Source organism: Streptomyces sp. NRRL S-118 (assembly GCF_000716335.1).
Classification (GTDB): domain Bacteria; phylum Actinomycetota; class Actinomycetes; order Streptomycetales; family Streptomycetaceae; genus Streptomyces.
In genome coordinates, this window is the sequence record NZ_KL591004.1 from 174,342 (window position 1) to 193,526 (window position 19,185).

The window sequence follows — 19,185 nt, forward strand, 5'->3', positions numbered from 1 at the left end:
CCTGGAGGCACTGGAGGATCACAAGGAGTGATTTTTCAGATACTGATAGAGACGTCGAGCGAACGCAGCAGCCAGCCCACTTCACCGCGGAGCCGGTCAACAGCGGGCCACAGCCGTTCCTCCTCATGGAGGGGGACGGAGATTGCCATGGCGGCCGTCATCGAGCCCGTCGGGATCGGAATGGCGGCGCAGACCGTGCCGAGCGCGTACTCCTGACGCTCCACCAACGGCTGTATCCGCCCGGTGCGTGCCAGGCGATCCAGCAGGGACCGCCGGTCGGGGACGGTGTACCGGGTGACCGGCTGCACGGGATGGCGGTCGAGGTGGTCCTGCCGGGCCTTCTCGTCGAGCTGCCCGAGCAGGCACTGGCCGATCGCATGGGCGTGGCCCGTCTCGCGGAAGTCGGCCGACTCCTCCACGGCAGGGGCGGCAGGCGTGTCGGATACGGCGAGCAACTCGATCTCGCCGTCGCGGTAGACCGCGAGGTAGAGGGGGACGCCGATCAGGTCCCGCACCTGCGCCAGCGAGTCCTGGATCTTGCTGCGACGATTCTGCGGAGCGCCGCCGGCCACCAGGCGGCGGGCCGCGTCACCGATGACGAACACACCGTCCACGCGGTGCAGATAGCCCTCGTAGGTCAGGGTGCGCAGCAAGTGGTACGCGGTGGGAAGCGGCAGGCCCGTCTCGCGGGCGAGCTGCTTGGCAGGGGCACCGTCGGCATGGGAGCCCACGGCCTCCAGGAGTCTCAGCGCCCGCTGGACGGAGCCGATGAGGGTTGGAGCCGCTGAGCTGGTTTCCGTGGCCAAAGGTCACCCCCGGGCGGATTGCCCCCGGTGCGGTCCGTGGACCGCGGACAGGGCGTGCGACCACCCTTGTTCTTCAAGGACGGCGAAGGCTGGCCACTCTAACGGCAGCGCCTGCTCGGAGGCCGGGTTTCACCGGCCCCGTTCCCTCGCCCGGACTAACGCCCGAGCTGGTGGCCGGGCGGGCAGGCGTCCGGCCGCGGGCGCCGCCGGTCGCCGCGGACGGCGCCATGATCACCGGTCGCGGCGGTCACGGACGCCGCCGTCACCAGTCGCTGCGGGACGACGAGGAGGACAGGAACTTCCGTACGACGTAGATCAGTCCGCCGACGAGCGCGACGAACAGCAGTACCTTGAACAGCACCCCGATCAACACGCTGACCACGGTGGCGATCATGCCGCCGAAGACGAGCACCGCGATCAGGGGTATGGCCACCCACTTCACCCACCACGGCAGCCCCGCCAGAAGCCCCTTCATCGCCATCGCCCCTACCTCATCCCTGCACACCGGTACGTCCGTACGTCCTGACGCCCTCGATGCTAGAGGTGAGGCGGGGCCCGGCGGGGGTCCGGCGTCCCTTGCTCTCCCCTGATCCTCCCCCTAGGGCCCCTCAGGGGAGGAGGTCAGCTCTCCGGCGGAGAAAAGACCACCAGCACCCGCAGATCCTCGGTGATGTGGTGGAACTTGTGCGGCACACCGGCCGGCACGTACACCACGCTCCCCCGCCCGACCTGAGTCGTCTCCATCCCGACCGTGATCGACGCGCGACCGCTGACGATGACGTACACCTCGTCCTCGTTGTGCGGCTTCTGGGGATCGAGCTCGCCCGCGTCGAGTGCGTACAGGCCCACCGACATGTTCCGCTCGCGCAGGAACTGCAGATACGCGCCGTCGTTGGCGGCGCGCTCCGCCTCCAGCTCGTCCAGTCGGAATGCCTTCATGCCCGTCCGCCCCTGCCCTCGCTCCAGTGCTGTCTGCCACGATCAGACACATGATGAATTTCCTAGTCAAGACGATCGCGAACGCAGGTGCCCTGGCAGTGGCGATCTGGCTGCTCCAGGACATCACGCTGACCGGTGACAGCACCGGAAGGAAGGCGCTGACCCTGGTCCTGGTGGCCCTTGTCTTCGGCGTGGTGAACGTCCTGGTCAAGCCGGTGGTGAAGCTGCTCACGCTGCCGCTGTTCATTCTCACGCTCGGGCTGTTCACCCTCGTCGTGAACGCGCTGATGCTGTTGCTGACCTCGTGGCTCGCCGACGTGCTCGACCTGAACTTCCACGTCGAGGGGTTCTGGACCGCCGTCCTGGGCGGCCTGATCATCTCCGTCGTGTCCTGGGCCCTGAACGTCATTCTCCCCGAGGGCAAGGACTGAGGGCCGGGCATCGATGGAGGAAGCACGCATGGGCGACGGAACGCGAGCGGTACGGGCCGGTCTGCCCGAGCCCCACAAGTACGAACCGACCCTGCCGGGGCCGGTGTTCGCAGCCCACTACCACCTGCCCGGCGAGCCGACCGGCCCGTACACCTATGGACGCGACGAGAACCCGACCTGGACACACCTGGAGCGGGCCATCAGCGAACTGGAGGCGCCGGGCGAGCCGGACGGCGTCGAGAGCGTCGTCTTCGCCTCCGGTATGGCCGCCGTTTCCGCGGTCCTGTTCTCGCAGCTCAAGGCCGGTGACGTGGTGGTCCTCCCGTCCGACGGCTACCAGGCGCTGCCGCTGGTGCGCGAGCAGTTGGAGGCGTACGGGATCGAGGTGCGCACCGCGCCGACCGGAGGCGACGCGCAGCTGGCCCTGCTGGACGGCGCACGGCTGTTGTGGATCGAGACGCCGTCGAACCCGGGGCTGGACGTCTGCGACATCCGGCGGCTGGTGGCGGCCGCGCACGACCGCGGCGCGGTCGTCGCCGTCGACAACACCCTCGCCACGCCTCTCGGCCAGCGTCCGCTGGAACTGGGCGCCGACTTCTCCGTCGCCAGCGACACCAAGGGCATGACCGGACACGGTGACGTCCTGCTCGGGCACGTGGCCTGCCGCGATGCGCGGCTCGCCGCCTCGGTACGGCGCTGGCGCAAGATCGTCGGCGCCATTCCCGGGCCCCTGGAGGCATGGCTCGCGCACCGGTCCCTGGCCACGCTGTCGCTGCGCGTCGAGCGCCAGTGCGCCAACGCGCTGGTGCTGGCCGAAGCTCTGATGCGGCGCGACGACGTCTCGGGACTGCGCTATCCCGGGCTGCCGGGCGACCCCTCCCACAAGGTGGCCGCGGGACAGATGTGGCACTACGGGTCGGTCGTCTCCTTCGTCCTGCCCGACCGCGGCCGGGCGGAGCGCTTTCTGGAGGCGCTGCGGCTGGTGGACGACGCGACCAGCTTCGGCGGGGTGCGGTCCACCGCCGAGCGGCGCGGCCGGTGGGGCGGCGACGCCGTGCCCGAGGGCTTCATCCGCTTCTCGGTCGGGGCCGAGGACGCCGAGGACCTGGTGGCCGATGTGCTGCGGGCGCTCGACGAGACGGCACAGCTGGCGGCATGAATACGGGCGGCGCATGGAAAGGACGGTCCGAGCCTCCCCCCTCGTGGCTCGGACCGTCCTGGCTTGTCGCGCGGAGATCAGTGGAGATCCGCGTGGAACAAGGCTAGTTGACTCTGCGTCAGTGTCCAATCACGGTAGCGACAGCGACCTATCGACTTATTTATAGTTGGACGGCCTGAGGCGCTGTCAGGTGACGCGACCGTGACCGTGGCGATGGGGAGGCGATGGATGTGGACCTCGCCCTGCTGCGCACGTTCGTCACCGTCCACCGGGCCGGTTCCTTCACCCGCGCCGCCGCCCTGCTGGGCCTCTCGCAGCCCGCCGTCACCAGCCAGATCCGTACCCTGGAGCGGCAGCTGGGCCGCCCGCTGTTCCTGCGCCAGGCCCGTGGCGTCACACCGACGACCATCGGGGACGAGCTCGCCCACCGGGCCGCGCCCCACCTGGACGCGCTGGTCGAAATCGTCGAGACCGGGCTGGACGAGCAGACCGGGGTCCGCACCCTGCACCTCGCCGGGCCGCCCGAGTTCACCTCCGTACGCGCCCTTCCCGCCCTCACCGGGCTCATCTCCCAGGGCCTCGCGCTGCGCACCACGCTGGCCGGCACCGCCGAGGAGACCCTGGAGGGGCTGGCCGCCGGCCACCACGACCTGGCCATCACCACGGCCCGTCCCCGCGGCGGGCTGCTCACCGCGACACCGCTCTGCGACGAGGAGCACGTCCTGGTCGCCTCACCGCGCTGGGCCGCCCGGCTCGGCCCCGGCGTCCTGCTGCGCAAGGGCGCCGTGGTGCTGGAGCAGCTGCCCGTGGTCGAGGTGCACGAGTCGCTGCCGTTCGTCGCGCGTTACTGGACAGCTGTCTTCGACTCCAAGCCGGCGGCCGCCGCCACCGTCATCGCACCCGACCTGCGCGCCGTACTCGAGTCCGCCGCCTCGGGTGCCGGCCTCGCCGTACTGCCCCGCTACCTGTGCGAGCACGACCTGGAGCGCGGCCGGCTGGTGGCCCTGCTCGATCCGCCCGTGCCCCCGTTACGCACGTACTTCCTCGTCGTGCGCACCGGCACGCTGGCGCTCCCGCACATCGCGCGGGCGCACGAGTCTCTGCTGCGTGCTGCGGTCGACTGGTGAGTGGGAGTTTCAGGAGCACCGATGCGGGCCATTTTCAAGCCATGACCGAACGACCGGTGGTCAAGCGCACCGCACGCGCCGTCCTGCTCGACGGCGACGACCTCATTCTGATCAAGCGCACCAAGCCCGGTATGGATCCGTACTGGCTGACCCCGGGCGGCGGCGTCGAGCCGGAGGACCCGACGGTCGTCGACGCACTGCACCGCGAGGTCCACGAGGAACTCGGCGCCAAGATCGTCGATGTCGTGCCGTGCTTCGTCGACACCGTCGAGCACATCGTGGACGGCGGCGTCTCGGGCGTGAAGGTGCAGCACTTCTTCGTCTGCCGGCTGGAGTCCATGGACCCCGCCCAGCGCCACGGCCCCGAGGTCGACGAGCCCGAGGGGGAGTACGAGATCGTCCGGGTGCCCTTCAGCCGCGTCGGTATCGCCGCCGTCAACCTCGTCCCGCTCTCGCTGCGGCACTACCTGGACGGCAACATCGAAGGCGTCCGGGCGATGCACGCGCCGGACCTCGGCTAGGGCCTGTCTTATGGATGGGGCCGGATCAGGCAGCGGGGTCCGGGGCGTGCGGGTGCAGGGCGGAGGAGGGATCCTCCCCGGGCGCCCGAAGGGCAACGGGGCCCTGGCCGGGCCGGTCAGGTCGTCGCCGCCACCAGCTCATCGAGGGAGTCGTGCCGTATCCGCTCGTACGGCACGCCGATGCCCCGCAGCGCGTCGACACCGCTGCGGATCATGCCCGGTGGGCCGGAGAGGTAGGCGTCGTACTCGTTCCACGGCCCGTACTCGCGCACCACGTCGGGCAGCTGCGTCTTGCCGTCGATGATGGCCCGCACCTCCAGCCACGGATGCGACTGCTGGAGCCGCAGCATCGTGTCGATGTCGTACAGGTCGTGATCGGTGCGGGCACCGTAGAAGACCTCGACGGGCCGCCGCTCGCCGTGCTCGGCGACATCCTCGACGAGCGCCTTGATGGGCGCTATGCCGGTGCCGCCGCCCAGGCAGAGCAGACCGTTGTCGGTGGAGTGGTCGACGGTCATGGATCCGGCGGGCGGTCCCAGCCGCAGCACGTCGCCGGGACGGGCGTGGTGGACGAGGGCGTTGGAGACCCAGCCGGCCGGTACTGCCTTGACGTGGAAGCTCAGCAGACCGTCCGAGCGCGGCGCGGAGGCGAACGAGTAGTGGCGCCAGACCCTCGGCCACCACGGCGTTTCGAGGCTCGTGTACTGGCCGGCCAGGAAGGGGTAGGGCTGGTCGGGCCGGACGGTGACAACGGCGATGTCGGGCGTTCTCAGGTCGTGCGAGACCACCTCGGCGTGCCACCAGGCCGGAGCATGGCGTTCGTTCTCCGCCGCCGCGTCGATCATGATCTGCGAGATCGTGGTGTACGTGCGGACCCAGGCCCCTTCGGTCTCCTCGTCCCACGTCGTCGTCGCGTACCTGCTCAGGGCTCCGATGAGCGCCTCCCCCACGGCCGGGTAGTGCGAGGCCTCGGTGCCGTACTTGCGGTGGCCGCGGCCCAGGTGCTGGAGGTACTCCGTGAGCACCTCGGCGTTGTCCATGTGCTCGGCTGCCGTCAGCAGCGCCTTGAGGAGGCGGTCGCGCTGGGTGTCCATGGCCGCCGGGAAGAGGGAGCGCAGGTCGGGATGGCGGGTGAACAGCAGGGCGTAGAAGTACGACGTCACCTTGTCGGCCACGGGGGCCACCTCGGCGAGCGTGCGCCGCACTCGTATCGCGTCGGGCGAACCGCTCTCGGCGACGTCGGCCGTGCCGGGTATGCCGTGCACGGAGGGCTCGTCGGCGGCGGAGGCCCGGGATGCGGGCCCGGCGGCCTCCGGCCCCCGCGGTCCCGGCACCGGGACCGGGACCGGGACCGGCGACTCCCAGGCGGACCGCTGCTCGGGGACGGGACGGTCGTCGCCGACGGGACGGGAGGCGGCTGGGGGCCCTCCGGGTGCGGTGTACTCGTCGCCGTCGGGGTGCTCGGCGGCACGGTCGTGGGCCGTCCGGCCTCCCTGGGTGGTGGACTCATCAGCGGGATGCCCTGTGGCCACCGGCTCTGACGCGGTACGAGTCGCACCACTGCCGACCAGCCGTATGGAGGTCAGTGGACGGCGCGGCCCCTCCGTTCGCTGCCGGCCGGGTCCGGTGCCCCCGTCGGTCTCCGGGTCCGGCGCGGCAGGCCGGTCCGATACGGGTTTGCGCGGCGTGAACCAGCCGCCGCCACCGCCGCTGTCACCGGAAGTGCCGTTGTCGGCCGACGTGGTGGTCGGAGCGTCCATAGAGTGCCTCGCCTCGAACATCTTTCGGTCGGTGTCCGGACTTTCCGACGATCCGGAACATGACTCAATTGCCCGCGCTGCCCCGTCATCTGCTTCGCTGCCCGCCGTCACCGTAACCCCGGCGTGCCACGAACCGGGATGACCGCCATCCCTCCGCGACATTGGGTGGAGCGGCCGTCATCGCAGCATGCCAGCGCCCTCCGGTCCTCGGACCGAGTGCGGAAAGCCCGGGTTTTCCCACGCGTTTCCCGTTAGGCTGCATTGCCTCCATGCCCTTGGAACCAGCGGCGGCCGCACCGGCCGTGGGCCTTTCGGAGATTCGCCTCCCGAATCCGCATGCAGTGCGATCCACATGCAGTGCCAAACCCGATCTCCGCGTCGGACATGGAATCACCGTATGCAACACACTCGTCCAGCTCTACCCCCAACTCTGCACAGAGCCGGTCCCTGATCTTCACTTCGGCAGCTGCCCGGATGCCTGGCATTCATGCGTGTGCTCCCGCCGTCGGATGTCACTGACGGCGGGAGCACCGGTGTGTTTCACGTGAAACCGTGACGCCCTCAGGCGAGCGCTTCCCTGGCTGCGGAGGCGAACTCATGGTTCTGGGCGGGGGCGCCGGCGCCCACACCGTTGGCGCCGATCAGACGACCGTCGCGTGTCTCCGCGTCCTGAGTGGTGAGCGGGGCGACGGCGATGGTGGAGGCGGTGCTCATGAGGGGTGCTCCTTGGTGCGGGGGTTGTTCGCGGGGTCTTCGGGCGTGGGGATCCGGGCAGGGGGTCTCGTGCCAAGCGATGCCCTGGATCGGGACGTGCTCGGGACGGCTGCTCAGTGATGCGCCGTCGCGGCGGAGACGGCGGTCGGCTCCGGAGCGGCCCCGGCGACGACCCGGCTCCCGCGGCGGCCGTCCCGGCGCTCCAGGGCGCTGGAGAGGACGGCCAGGGCGAGGGCCGAGACGGCGAGCACGGCACCGACCCAGTTCGGGGCGGTGATCCCCAGGCCGGCCGAGATGACGATGCCGCCGAGCCATGCGGACAGCGCGTTACCGAGGTTGAAGGCGCCGATGTTGACGGCGGAGGCGAGGGTCGGTGCTCCGGACGCCTGGTCCAGAACCCTCTTCTGCAGCGGCGGTACGGTCGCGAAGCCGAGCGCGCCGATCAGCGTGATCGTGACAGCGGCCGCTACCTGGTGGTGCGCGGTGAGGGTGAAGAGCGCCAGGACGACGGCGAGGGCTCCTAGCGAGACGTAGAGCAGCGGCATCAGCGCACGGTCGGCGAACTTGCCGCCGATCAGGTTGCCGCCGACCATGCCGAGACCGAACAGGACGAGCAGCCAGGTGACGGAGGACTCCGCAAAGCCGGCTGCCTCGGTCATCATCGGCGTGATGTAGGTGATCGCGGCGAACACACCCCCGAAGCCCAGCACGGTCATCGCCATCGCGAGCAGTACCTGCACATTGCGGAACGCCGCGAGTTCATGGCGCAGCCGTACGCCTTCGGGCCTGGGCTGCTCGGGCACCAGCTTGGCGACACCCAGCAGGCCGAGGACGCCCAGCGCGGCGACGATGAAGAAGGTCGCGCGCCAGCCCGCCGTCTGGCCGATGAACGTTCCGGCCGGCACACCGACGACGTTGGCGACGGTCAGACCGGTGAACATCATGGCGATCGCACCGGCCTTCTTCTCCGGGGCGACCAGGTCGGCCGCAACCACGGAGCCGATGCCGAAGAACGCTCCGTGCGCGAGCGAAGCCACGACACGGCCCAGCAGCATCAGGCCGAAGACCGGTGCCACGGCGGACACCAGGTTGCCGGCGATGAAGAGTCCCATCAGCAGCATCAGCATGCGCTTGCGGGAGACCCTGGTGCCCAGGACGGTCATCAGGGGGGCGCCGAGCACGACGCCGAGTGCGTAGCCGGTGACGAGATAGCCGGCGGTCGGGATCGAGACTCCGTAGTCACCGGCGACCTGGGGCAGCAATCCCATGATCACAAACTCGGTGGTTCCGATACCGAAGGCCCCGATGGCCAGGGCGAGGAGCGCGAGTGGCATGGGCTCTACCTTCCAAAGATGTTGCGTCTGCGCCTTACGAGCGTCCACAATAATTGCAGACGCGGGTTATTTGCAAGCGCTGGCTATTGCAGCCGTCATCTATGCTGAGGTGAAGCCACTCCTGGACGGAGGAGAACCCATGACAGCGACAGACCCGGCCCTGACCGCCCTCTCCCAGGGGTGGTGCGCCCTCTCTCTGCTGCACGGGAAGATCGAGTCCCACATCGAGCGCGCACTGGAGGCTGGGCACGGCCTGAGCATGCGCGAGTACTCCCTGCTCGACGTTCTCAGCCGCCAGCACAACGGCCCGGGTGGCCATCTGCAGATGAAGCAGGTAGCCGACGCTGTCGTGCTCAGCCAGAGCGCGACCACCCGTCTGGTGAGCCGCCTGGAGGACCGCGGACTCCTCACGCGGTACCTGTGCGACACCGACCGGCGTGGCATCTACACGGATGTCACAGAAGCGGGCCTGGCCCTCCTCGCGGAAGCCAGGCCCACCAATGACGCCGCCCTGCGCGAGGCACTCGACGAAGCCGCCAAGAACCCGGCGCTCGCCCCGCTGGTCAGGGTGGTCGAAGAGCTGCACGCTCCAGCCGTGTGACAGCCGGAGCTGCACGCTGCAACCCCATCACGCTCTGGGACGTGATGGGGAACCAGTGCTGTTTCACGTGAAACAGCACTGCGGCATCACAGGCCGCGCCAGCCCCCCTCGTCCACTCCGCCCGGCACAGCGTCGCCAGGCGCGTACGGCTCTCGCGTGAAGACGAACGAGCCCAGGTCGAGATGGCTCACCGACCTGTCCTCCCGGCGCACCACCCGCAGGGTCTCCCCAGCGAAATAGCCGTCCAGACCGGTCCAGGTCTCGTCCGCCTCCGCCCGGAAGCGGGAGGCCCGCCCCGGCCCCCGCAGAGGACGCAGCTCCACGCCCCGGTCGGCCCCGATCGCCAGGCCGTATGCGTAGGTCCCCCAGTACCAGGGGCCGGTCAATGCCAGCAGCGCCGGATCCACCTCGGGCAGCGGCCGCCATGGCGCGGGAATGCGCGGCTCGGCCTCCGCCACGATCCGGACGAGATCGGCGGCGACCACGCCGGGCACGGGCCCCGACGTGGCATTGGCCAGCACGACAGCCGCCAGTCCCTCCGTCACATCGATCCACAGCCCGGCGAGGAACCCCGGCAGTGAGCCGCTGTGCCCGACCAGTGTGCGGTCGCCTCTGCGTACCAGCTGGAGTCCCAGGCCGTATCCGCCGTCCCAGTCACCCTCCTCCGGCGCCACGGCCGGCGAGCGCATTTCCCGGACCGTCTCCGCGCGCAGCACGCGGTCATCTCCGTGGGCGAGGAAGGAAGCGAACCGGCACAGGTCGGTGGCCGTGGACCAGAGCTGCCCCGCCGGGGCCATCAGCCCCAGGTCGTGGATCGCTTCGGGCAGCATCACATCGGCCCAGGGGTGCACCGCCCAGCCACCGGCGTGCGGTGAGGCTGGCTGTGTGGTCGTGCGGTTCAACCCCAGCGGTTCGAGAATCTCGGTCCGCAGCGCCTCTTCCCAGGGCACCCCGCGCACCGCTTCCACGAGAGAACCGAGCAAGGTGTAGCCGGTGTTGGAGTAGTGATGGCGGCGCCCGGCCGGATGCAGCAGCGGACGTTCACCGAGCACATCGGTGAGCCCCGGGCGCAGGTCCCCCGGCGTCCGCTCCCACCAGGGCGCCGGCGATTCGGCGATCAGGCCGGAGCTGTGACTCAGCAGCTGGGCGATCGTCACCTCGCCCACCCCCGTGCCCGGCAGGTGCTTGTCCAGCGGATCGGCCAGGTCGAGCAGCCCTTCGTCCCGCAGCCTCATGACCAGGACGGCCGTGAACGGCTTCGTGATGGACCCGATCCGGTACTGCGTCTCGGCATCGGGGGCATGCCCGTCCACGCAACTGCGTGCACCCGTCCACACCACCTCACCGTCCCTGACGACGGCCCCGACGAGGGACGGTGTACGCCCTTCGGCCTGGGCGGTGGCGACCCGGTGGACCAGTGCCCGTTCGGTCGTGGGGAGCAGTGCTTCGAAGGAGGATGTCATGGCTCAGGTCTAGCGCCCGGAGATCACGCCGTCGACCGGATAACCACCGACATGGCAACCCACGGGCTCGCACCCGGGCTGTTCTGCCCACAGTGAAGACCGGTCCGACCGGGCCGGGCGATCACTACAGTCCGGCCTCATGACGACGATCACCACGCGCGCGGTCGAATACCCGGCCGACGGCTTGACGATGATCGGGCACCTCGCGCTCCCCGCCGGTGTCGACCGCCGGCCCGCAGTTCTGATCGGGCCCGAGGGACCAGGACTGAACGACGTCCAGCGCCGCAGGGCCGACGCCCTCGCCGAACTGGGATACGTAGCGCTGGCCTTCGACATCAACGGCGGCCGCTGGTTCACCGACCCGCAGCAGATGCTGGCGCACGTGACCCCGCTGCTCGGCGACCCCGACCGCATGCGGGCCATCGGCCATGCGGCACTCGATGTGCTGCGTGCTGAACCGCGGACCGACCCCGACCGGATCGCCGCCATCGGCTACGGCACCGGGGGTGCGATCGTGCTGGAACTCGGGCGCGACGGTGCCGACCTGCGCGCGATCGGCACGGTCAACGCACTGACCACGGGCCGACCGGGCGAGGCGGCGCGCATCCGGTGCCCGGTGTGGGCAGGGGTCGGGTCGGAGGACCCGATCATGCCGCCCGCGCAGCGGGACGCGTTCACCGCCGAGATGCAGGCCGCCGGCGTCGACTGGCGCCTCGTGGTCTACGGCGGAGCCCTGCACGCCTTCCACCACCCGCCGGTCGACCAGGACGTGCTCCCTGGCGTCGGCTACCACCCGCAGCACGCGCAGCGGGCCTGGCGCGACATCGTCAACCTGCTCGCCGAGTGCCTGCCAGTAACGGCATGAGCCAGGAGTGCCGGGGGACGGCGCCCGGGGACCCCAGGTCCGTAGGGTCTCGCCGCCGATGACATGTCGATTCCGTGACCTGCTGGTTCTCTGTGTTGTCTCACCGCGATGCCACCCAAGATCAGTCTCAGATAGATGCCATTTCCTCGGCGGAACCATGAGTCTGCGGCTGAGCCACCGAGCACGAGGACTACCTGCGAGCTCAGATCGCGCACCGATGAGTTTCCCGCGCCGCGCCGGTCTGTACGCGTGAGACCGACTTACGGAAGGCCGGCGCCATGCGGAAATTGATCTACGGCATGAACCTGACCCTGGACGGCTACATCGCCGCGCCCGGCGACGACATCGGCTGGAGCGTGCCGAGCGACGAGCTGTTCCAGTTCTGGTCCGACCAGTTGCAGGCGACCGACCTGTCGCTGTACGGGCGCAAGCTGTGGCAGACGATGAGCTCCTACTGGCCGACCGGCGACCAACAGCCCAACGCCACCGCGGCGGAGATCGAGTTCGCGCGCCGCTGGCGGGACATGTCGAAGGTCGTGTTCTCCTCGACGATCGACAAGGTCGACTGGAACACCCGCCTGGTCACCGGCGACGCGGTCGCCGAGATCACCCGGCTCAAGGCCGAGGACGGCGGCCCGATGGACATCGGCGGCGCGACGCTCGCCGGGGCGGCCATGCGGGCCGGGCTGATCGACGAGTACGTGCTGGCCACCGCGCCGGTCCTGGTGGGCGGCGGCACGCCGTTCTTCACCGCGCTGGACAACTGGGTGAACCTGAACCTGGTGGAGACGCGGACACTTCCCTGCGGCGTGATCCTGACCAGGTACGAGACGAGGCGCTGAGCGCCCGTCCGGGAGTTACGGGCCATGTGCTCCGCGCAGCGGTGCTTGGTTTCGGGGGAGGGCGCACCCCCTCAGGTCGTACCTCAGCGGGTGCGCCCTACTCCGCACAGTGGAGACGGTCCGCCGTAGCGGACGATGCGTGGCTGCCATGTCCACGGCCAGCATGTATGTCATGACGACAGCGACCCCTCCACTGCCTACCTCTGCCCCCGCACCCGTCTGGGCCCGCCGCGCCGCCCATGCCATCGCCTTCTGCGCCGTCCCGTCCGGTCTGTGGCGCATCGCCATGGCATCCGGTGTCTACGTCGGCTACAGCGACCAGGTCCTGCGCGACGTCTTCGACATCCCGGGGTGGGGTATCGCGTACGTCGTCGGCCTCTCCGTCATCGCCGAGCTGGCCGCCCTGTTCCCGCTGCTCCTGGTCAGCGACCGGTGGCGGCCACTGCGCCCCCGAACTCTCGCCGCGCTGGCCTGGACCGCCTCGGCCGTCTTGGTCCTGGTGGCACTGTGGCAACTTGTGGTGGCCTTCACCGTCGAGAGCCAGACGTACATGTCAAGTGGTACGGCACAGACCGTCTGGGGCTTCGTCTTCGCCCCGCTGTTCGCCATCCCGGCCTTGATGACGGCCGTGACCTGGTCGTACACGAAGCGGCACCGAGCACCGGGCCAAGCATGACCCCCGACCCCGTGCACCCAGAGAAGTTGGGAGGCGCCCCGAAAAAGATCCCCACTGGATGTGGTGATTGCCAACGGGACCGCGGATTTGTTGGTCCACTGCTGACGAACTGCCTTCATTGCTGACGAAGTCGCGGATCCTGGATCAGGCCGGATCAGGTCTGAGCCATGTCGACGAAGCGCGAGTAGTGGCCCTGGAACGCCACCGTGATCGTCGCGGTCGGACCATTACGGTGCTTTGCGACGATCAGGTCCGCCTCGCCCGCACGCGGCGACTCCTTCTCGTACGCGTCCTCACGGTGCAGCAGGATCACCATGTCCGCGTCCTGCTCGATCGAGCCGGATTCACGCAGGTCCGAGACCATGGGCTTCTTGTCCGTGCGCTGCTCGGGGCCACGGTTCAGCTGCGAGAGCGCGATGACCGGGATCTCCAGCTCCTTTGCCAGCAGCTTCAGGTTTCGGGACATGTCCGAGACCTCTTGCTGACGGCTCTCCGCACGCTTCGATCCGCCCGACTGCATCAGCTGCAGGTAGTCGATGACGACGAGCTTCAGATTGTTCCGCTGCTTCAGCCGGCGGCACTTCGCCCGGATCTCCATCATCGACAGGTTCGGTGAGTCGTCGATGTACAGCGGCGCTTGCGAGACGTCCGGCATGCGCCGGGCCAGGCGGGTCCAGTCCTCGTCCGTCATCGTTCCGGAGCGCATGTGGTGCAGCGCCACTCGGGCCTCCGCCGAGAGCAGACGCATCGCGATCTCGTTGCGGCCCATTTCGAGGGAGAAGATCACGCTCGGCAGGTTGTGCTTGATCGAGCAGGCGCGAGCGAAGTCCAGCGCAAGAGTCGACTTACCCATCGCGGGACGGGCCGCGATGACGATCATCTGGCCGGGGTGCAGGCCGTTCGTCAGCGAGTCGAAGTCCGTGAAGCCGGTGGGCACGCCCGTCATCTCGCCGCTGCGCGAACCGATCGCCTCGATCTCGTCGAGCGCGCCCTCCATGATGTCGCCGAGCGGAAGGTAGTCCTCGCTCGTGCGCTGCTCGGTGACAGCGTAGATCTCGGCCTGGGCCTGGTTGACGATCTCGTCGACGTCGCCGTCCGCGGCGTATCCCATTTGCGTGATCTTGGTGCCGGCCTGCACCAGACGGCGCAGCACCGCCCGCTCGTGGACGATCTCCGCGTAGTAAGAGGCGTTGGCCGCGGTCGGAACCGACTGGACCAGCGTGTGGAGGTACGGGGTTCCACCGACACGGTTGATCTCACCGCGCTTGGTGAGCTCGGCGCCGACCGTGATGGGGTCGGCCGGCTCGCCCTTGGCATAGAGGTCGAGGATCGCGCTGTAGATGGTTTCGTGGGCCGGCTTGTAGAAGTCATGACCCTTGATGATCTCCACGACGTCCGCAATGGCGTCCTTGGAGAGCAGCATGCCGCCGAGCACCGACTGCTCGGCGTCGAGATCCTGGGGCGGAACCCGCTCGAACCCGCCGGCACCGCTGTCCCACGGGCCGTCGTCGCTGCCGCGCTCGTGCTGCTCGTCACGGCCCCGGCCACGGCCCCGGCCGTCACTGCCGCGTTGGCGGGTGACGGGCAGACGATCACTGGGACCGGTGTCCGTCCACGGGTCGTCCAAAGGCTCGGGGATGCTCACCGGCCACCTCCTCCCGTCCGCTCCGCGGACCTCGCCGTGCCACTCTTTCTACGGCACGACACTGACAAAACGAGAGGCTCAACTCCGCTTCTGGCGCGTCGAGCGCCGGACCACGGTAGGCCCGCGGGCACCGTCAGCCAATCTGGTTATCCACAGGGCCTGTGGGTGAAGGACCAGATGCTGTGGAGAACCCCTCAGAACCTGTGCACGGAGCAGGGGACAGCCGTGTGGACAAACTCATACCGTCGCCGCCACACCGCCTCTGACCTGCCCTTTTTCCGTCCACCGGCTGTGGGGGAGAAAAACTTTCCCGCCAGGACCAAGATCAGAACAAACGGCGCACAGAAGAACCGGCGTCTCACCCTTTGGTAAGGGCTACAAACTGTTTGCATCTCTTACCTGTGGAAGATTAGATGGAGACCATGAGCCAGGCCCCCGCGCCGCCCCGGAGCGCCCGACGCCGACATGACCGCGAGATCATCGCACTCGCCGTTCCCGCCTTCGGAGCGCTGGTCGCCGAACCGCTCTTCCTGATGGTCGACAGCGCCATCGTCGGCCACCTCGGCACCCCCCAGCTCGCCGGCCTCGGCATCGCTGCCGCTCTCCTCGCGACCGCCGTCAGCGTTTTCGTCTTCCTCGCCTACGCCACCACGGCCGCCGTGGCCCGCCGCGTCGGCGCCGGCGACCTCCCCGCCGCCATCCGCCAGGGCATGGACGGCATCTGGCTGGCGCTCATCCTGGGCATCGCCGTCATCGCCATCACACTGCCGACGGCACCCTGGCTGGTCGATGCCTTCGGCGCGTCCGACACTGCCGCGCCTTATGCCATCACCTATCTGCGTATCTCCAGCCTGGGGATACCGGCGATGCTCATCGTGCTGGCCGCCACGGGCGTCCTGCGCGGTCTCCAGGACACCAGGACACCGCTGTACGTGGCCGTCGCCGGCTTCGCGGTCAATGCCGCACTCAACATCGCCCTGGTCTACGGCGCCGACCTGGGGATCGCAGGCTCCGCCTGGGGCACGGTCATCGCCCAGTGCGGCATGGCCGCCGCCTATTTGTTCGTCGTGGTGCGAGGAGCTCGCCGTCACGGCGCATCCCTGCGCCCTGACGCTGCGGGCATACGAGCCAGCGCGCAGGCAGGAGTCCCCCTCCTCGTCCGTACGCTCTCACTCCGCGCCATCCTGATGATCGCCACCGCCGTCGCGGCCCGGCTGGGCGACGTCGACGTCGCCGCCCACCAGATCATTCTCTCCCTGTGGAGCCTGACGGCCTTCGCTCTGGACGCGATCGCCATCGCGGGGCAGGCGATCATAGGCCGCTACCTCGGTGCCGATGACGCCGACGGGGCCCGCCAGGTGTGCCGGCGCATGGTCCAGTGGGGCGTCGCCTCCGGCCTGGTTCTCGGCGCCCTGATCGTCCTGGCGCGACCGCTCTTCATCCCGTTGTTCACGGCCGACCAGACCGTGCAGGACACCTTGCTGCCGGCGCTCCTCGTCGTGGCGCTTTCCCAGCCGATCGCAGGGGTGGTCTTCGTTCTGGACGGCGTGCTGATGGGAGCAGGTGACGGCCCCTACCTGGCCGGAGCGATGGTGCTGACACTGGTCGTCTTCGCACCGGTCGCGCTGCTGGTCCCGGCCATGGGCGGTGGGCTGACCGCCCTGTGGTGGGCCATGACACTGATGATGACCGTCAGGATGCTGACGCTGTGGTGGCGCGCTCGCTCCGGCCGCTGGGTGGTCACGGGCGCCACGCGCTGAAGACACCCGCTGGCCGGGCAGGCGGCTGTTTCACGTGAAACAGCCGTACGCGACCACGGCATACGGCCCCTGCGCGCACCGCGGGCCTGTACGGCAAGCAGGGAGGACACAGCAGAAGGGCCGCACCCGGTTGGATGCGGCCCTTCTGTGACTGCTGAGCGCGACGCTTAGGCAGCGACGATCTCGACGTTGAGCTTCGCAACGACGTCAGCGTGCAGACGCACGGAGACCTGGTGCGAGCCGAGCGTCTTGATCGGGGAGCCGAGCTCCACACGACGCTTGTCGACGTCCGGGCCACCCGCAGCCTTGATCGCCGCAGCGATGTCGGCCGGGGTCACGGAGCCGAAGAGACGGCCGGAGTCACCGGCGCGGACCGCGTGACGCACGTTCACGCCCTCGAGCTTGGCCTTGACCTCGTTGGCCTGCTCGATGGTCGCGATCTCGTGGATCTTGCGGGCGCGGCGGATCTGCGCCACGTCCTTCTCGCCACCCTTGGTCCAGCGGATCGCGAAACCACGCGGAACCAGGTAGTTGCGCGCGTAACCGTCCTTGACCTCGACGACGTCGCCGGCGGTGCCGAGGCCGGAGACCTCGTGCTTGAGGATGATCTTCATGATTCGGTCACCCTCTCCTTATCGCGCGGTGGACGTGTAGGGCAGCAGCGCCATCTCACGGCTGTTCTTGACGGCCGTGGCGACGTCACGCTGGTGCTGCGTGCAGTTGCCGGTCACGCGGCGGGCACGGATCTTGCCGCGGTCGGAAATGAACTTCCGCAGCATGTTCGTGTCCTTGTAGTCCACGTAAGCGGTCTTGTCCTTGCAGAAAGCGCAGACCTTCTTCTTCGGCTTGCGCACAGGCGGCTTCGCCATGGTGTATCTCCTGTGTGATCAAGAAGTGTGGGTGCGAGCCCCCACCCCCGAGGCCACGAGGGCCTAGAAGGGAGGCTCGTCCGAGTAGCCGCCGCCGGAGCTTCCGCCCCAGCTGCCTCCGCCGCCCTGCTGGCCGCCACCGGCCGGCGCGCTGGTCGCCCACGGGTCGTCGGCGGGAGCACCGCCGCCGCCCTGAGGGGCACCGCCCGGGGCTCCGCCCCAGTTGCCGCCGCCCTGCTGGCCGCCGCCGTAGCCACCCTGGCCGCCGCGACCGGTGGTCTTGGTGACCTTGGCCGTGGCGTTCTTGAGGCTGGGGCCGACTTCCTCGACGTCCAGCTCGAAGACCGTGCGCTTGACGCCCTCGCGGTCCTCGTAGGACCGCTGCTTCAGCCGGCCCTGCACGACGACACGCATGCCGCGCTGGAGCGACTCGGCGACGTTCTCCGCCGCCTGGCGCCAGACCGAGCAGGTCAGGAACAGGCTCTCGCCGTCCTTCCACTCGTTGGTCTGACGATCGAAGGTGCGGGGAGTGGACGCGACACGGAACTTCGCGACCGCCGCACCGGACGGGGTGAAGCGCAGCTCGGGGTCGTCGACAAGATTGCCGACGACCGTGATGACGGTCTCGCCTGCCATGGGGAACCTCTCGGCGGGATTGCTTCTGGCTGCTTGCTGCTGCTACTCGAACCCGATGACCTCTGAGCTAGGCGCTCAGTGGGTCTCGGGACGGAGGACCTTGGTCCGGAGGACCGACTCGTTCAGGTTCATCTGGCGGTCGAGCTCCTTGACGACCGCAGGCTCGGCCTGCAGGTCGATGACCGAGTAGATGCCCTCGGGCTTCTTCTTGATCTCGTAAGCGAGACGACGACGGCCCCAGGTGTCGACCTTCTCCACCTTCCCGTTGCCCTCACGGACGACGGAGAGGAAGTTCTCGATCAGGGGGGCGACAGCGCGCTCCTCCAGATCGGGGTCGAGGATGACCATCACCTCGTAGTGACGCATGTGGAACCCACCTCCTTTGGACTCAGCGGCCACGGTCGTTCCGTGGCAGGAGGGTCGTGATGCGTGCGCAACGGTATCGGCCGCCACTGACAATCGCCCCGGCCGGCCGGACCGACGGGAGCACCTGACGATGGGCATGGGCAGACACCGGTGCAGACCGTACAGAGTACCCGCACACCGGCTTCCGGTTGAAATCCTGTGGTGAGGGGACGCAATCTGTACACATCGGGTGCGTGCGGCGCTACGATGCGCCGCCTTCCGGCACAGCCAGGAGGTACCTCATGGCCCAGGCATTCCATCGTCATCCCACCTCGTCCCTCTTCGCCACGGACGGCAAGCCCCATCCCCTCCAGGACACGCTGATGGCGGTGACCCTGGTGCTGGGTGTCCTTGCCTTCATCACCGCGCAGTTCCCCAGCCTCCACCTGCTGAGTTCCTGGTCGGGGCTGGTGGGCATCCTCACGGGCGCGTACGGACAGTTCATCTCGGAGACCACCCGCGAGCGGACGCTGCTGATCATCGGTCTCGGCGCATCCGCGGTCGGCTTCTTCCTCGGGATGGCGCACGGGGGCCTCTTCGGCGGCCTTCTGGGCTAGCCGCTGTGGCGACACCCCTCACACGGCGCAGCCCACCGCCGTGAGCTGACACGGCCCGTACGACGCGTACATGGC

General features: G+C 69.0%; 22 protein-coding genes and 1 pseudogene. 10 read left to right on the forward strand and 13 right to left on the reverse strand.

Features of this window, described 5'->3' with window-relative positions; genetic code table 11:
* Positions 1-35: 35 nt before the first annotated feature.
* The 3 genes from IH00_RS0110110 to IH00_RS0110120 form a co-directional block, all read right to left on the reverse strand.
* Complete coding sequence (locus IH00_RS0110110) at positions 36-806, reverse strand: IclR family transcriptional regulator (RefSeq protein WP_031071853.1); 771 nt, start codon at positions 804-806, stop codon at positions 36-38.
* 262 nt (positions 807-1,068) lie between these two features.
* Positions 1,069-1,287, reverse strand: a complete 219-nt coding sequence (locus tag IH00_RS0110115; RefSeq protein ID WP_420710866.1) for a DUF5326 family protein — start codon at positions 1,285-1,287, stop codon at positions 1,069-1,071.
* A gap of 140 nt (positions 1,288-1,427) precedes the next feature.
* A complete protein-coding gene (locus IH00_RS0110120) occupies positions 1,428-1,745 on the reverse strand; it encodes a cupin domain-containing protein (protein WP_031071858.1) in 318 nt (105 codons plus the stop codon).
* 50 nt (positions 1,746-1,795) lie between these two features.
* Between IH00_RS0110120 and IH00_RS0110125 the strand changes: the two genes are divergently transcribed.
* From IH00_RS0110125 to IH00_RS0110140, 4 genes are all read left to right on the forward strand, one after another.
* Positions 1,796-2,176, forward strand: coding sequence for a phage holin family protein (locus IH00_RS0110125; RefSeq protein ID WP_031071860.1), 381 nt, complete (start codon positions 1,796-1,798; stop codon positions 2,174-2,176).
* 28 nt (positions 2,177-2,204) lie between these two features.
* Entirely contained in the window at positions 2,205-3,335 is a 1,131-nt protein-coding gene (locus IH00_RS0110130; protein WP_234334811.1) for a cystathionine gamma-lyase, read from the forward strand.
* A gap of 230 nt (positions 3,336-3,565) precedes the next feature.
* Positions 3,566-4,462, forward strand: a complete 897-nt coding sequence (locus IH00_RS0110135; RefSeq protein WP_031071864.1) for a LysR family transcriptional regulator — start codon at positions 3,566-3,568, stop codon at positions 4,460-4,462.
* Positions 4,463-4,503: 41 nt separating this feature from the next.
* Positions 4,504-4,983 (forward strand): NUDIX domain-containing protein, encoded by a 480-nt coding sequence (locus tag IH00_RS0110140; protein ID WP_031071866.1) that lies wholly within the window; start codon positions 4,504-4,506, stop codon positions 4,981-4,983.
* Positions 4,984-5,099: 116 nt separating this feature from the next.
* On the opposite strand, the gene IH00_RS0110145 is transcribed toward IH00_RS0110140, so the two are convergent.
* The 4 genes and pseudogenes from IH00_RS0110145 to IH00_RS0110155 form a co-directional block, all read right to left on the reverse strand.
* Entirely contained in the window at positions 5,100-6,743 is a 1,644-nt protein-coding gene (locus IH00_RS0110145; RefSeq protein ID WP_031071868.1) for a globin domain-containing protein, read from the reverse strand.
* A 368-nt stretch (positions 6,744-7,111) separates the two neighbouring features.
* Positions 7,112-7,219 (reverse strand): annotated as a pseudogene (locus IH00_RS43935) (hydrolase); the annotation flags it as partial.
* Between the two features lie 85 nt (positions 7,220-7,304).
* Complete coding sequence (locus IH00_RS45405; RefSeq protein WP_420710867.1) at positions 7,305-7,457, reverse strand: hypothetical protein; 153 nt, start codon at positions 7,455-7,457, stop codon at positions 7,305-7,307.
* A 113-nt stretch (positions 7,458-7,570) separates the two neighbouring features.
* Positions 7,571-8,791 carry an MFS transporter gene (locus tag IH00_RS0110155; RefSeq protein ID WP_031071870.1) on the reverse strand — a complete coding sequence of 407 codons (1,221 nt, stop codon included), beginning with the start codon at positions 8,789-8,791 and terminating at the stop codon, positions 7,571-7,573.
* A 139-nt stretch (positions 8,792-8,930) separates the two neighbouring features.
* Here IH00_RS0110155 and IH00_RS0110160 point away from each other — a divergent pair, with 139 nt between their 5' ends.
* Positions 8,931-9,392, forward strand: a complete 462-nt coding sequence (locus IH00_RS0110160) for a MarR family winged helix-turn-helix transcriptional regulator (RefSeq protein ID WP_031071872.1) — start codon at positions 8,931-8,933, stop codon at positions 9,390-9,392.
* Between the two features lie 86 nt (positions 9,393-9,478).
* Here the strand turns inward: IH00_RS0110160 and IH00_RS0110165 are convergent, their stop codons facing one another.
* Positions 9,479-10,855 (reverse strand): serine hydrolase domain-containing protein, encoded by a 1,377-nt coding sequence (locus tag IH00_RS0110165; RefSeq protein WP_031071873.1) that lies wholly within the window; start codon positions 10,853-10,855, stop codon positions 9,479-9,481.
* Positions 10,856-10,994: 139 nt separating this feature from the next.
* Here IH00_RS0110165 and IH00_RS0110170 point away from each other — a divergent pair, with 139 nt between their 5' ends.
* From IH00_RS0110170 to IH00_RS0110180, 3 genes are all read left to right on the forward strand, one after another.
* The gene (locus IH00_RS0110170) at positions 10,995-11,720 is read left to right on the forward strand and encodes a dienelactone hydrolase family protein (protein WP_031071874.1); all 726 of its coding nucleotides are present in this window, start codon (positions 10,995-10,997) and stop codon (positions 11,718-11,720) included.
* Positions 11,721-11,998: 278 nt separating this feature from the next.
* Positions 11,999-12,562, forward strand: a complete 564-nt coding sequence (locus IH00_RS0110175; RefSeq protein ID WP_031071877.1) for a dihydrofolate reductase family protein — start codon at positions 11,999-12,001, stop codon at positions 12,560-12,562.
* 163 nt (positions 12,563-12,725) lie between these two features.
* Positions 12,726-13,238, forward strand: coding sequence for a hypothetical protein (locus tag IH00_RS0110180; protein ID WP_031071879.1), 513 nt, complete (start codon positions 12,726-12,728; stop codon positions 13,236-13,238).
* Between the two features lie 154 nt (positions 13,239-13,392).
* Here IH00_RS0110180 and dnaB read toward each other — a convergent pair whose 3' ends face one another.
* Positions 13,393-14,883 carry a replicative DNA helicase gene (gene dnaB, locus IH00_RS0110185; protein WP_031071880.1) on the reverse strand — a complete coding sequence of 497 codons (1,491 nt, stop codon included), beginning with the start codon at positions 14,881-14,883 and terminating at the stop codon, positions 13,393-13,395.
* Positions 14,884-15,305: 422 nt separating this feature from the next.
* Between dnaB and IH00_RS0110190 the strand changes: the two genes are divergently transcribed.
* Positions 15,306-16,643, forward strand: a complete 1,338-nt coding sequence (locus tag IH00_RS0110190) for an MATE family efflux transporter (RefSeq protein WP_031071886.1) — start codon at positions 15,306-15,308, stop codon at positions 16,641-16,643.
* Between the two features lie 167 nt (positions 16,644-16,810).
* Here the strand turns inward: IH00_RS0110190 and rplI are convergent, their stop codons facing one another.
* The 4 genes from rplI to rpsF form a co-directional block, all read right to left on the reverse strand.
* Positions 16,811-17,257: a 50S ribosomal protein L9 gene (gene rplI, locus IH00_RS0110195; RefSeq protein ID WP_031071888.1), complete on the reverse strand. Its 447-nt coding sequence runs from the start codon at positions 17,255-17,257 to the stop codon at positions 16,811-16,813.
* 18 nt (positions 17,258-17,275) lie between these two features.
* On the reverse strand, positions 17,276-17,512 hold the full coding sequence (gene rpsR, locus IH00_RS0110200; RefSeq protein WP_005315025.1) for a 30S ribosomal protein S18: 237 nt from the start codon (positions 17,510-17,512) through the stop codon (positions 17,276-17,278).
* 63 nt (positions 17,513-17,575) lie between these two features.
* Positions 17,576-18,148 (reverse strand): single-stranded DNA-binding protein, encoded by a 573-nt coding sequence (locus IH00_RS0110205; protein ID WP_031071890.1) that lies wholly within the window; start codon positions 18,146-18,148, stop codon positions 17,576-17,578.
* A 75-nt stretch (positions 18,149-18,223) separates the two neighbouring features.
* Positions 18,224-18,514, reverse strand: a complete 291-nt coding sequence (rpsF, locus tag IH00_RS0110210; protein ID WP_003956532.1) for a 30S ribosomal protein S6 — start codon at positions 18,512-18,514, stop codon at positions 18,224-18,226.
* Positions 18,515-18,795: 281 nt separating this feature from the next.
* On the opposite strand from rpsF, the gene IH00_RS0110215 reads away from it, so the two are divergent.
* Positions 18,796-19,110, forward strand: coding sequence for a hypothetical protein (locus IH00_RS0110215; protein ID WP_031071892.1), 315 nt, complete (start codon positions 18,796-18,798; stop codon positions 19,108-19,110).
* The last annotated feature ends 75 nt before the right edge of the window (positions 19,111-19,185 follow it).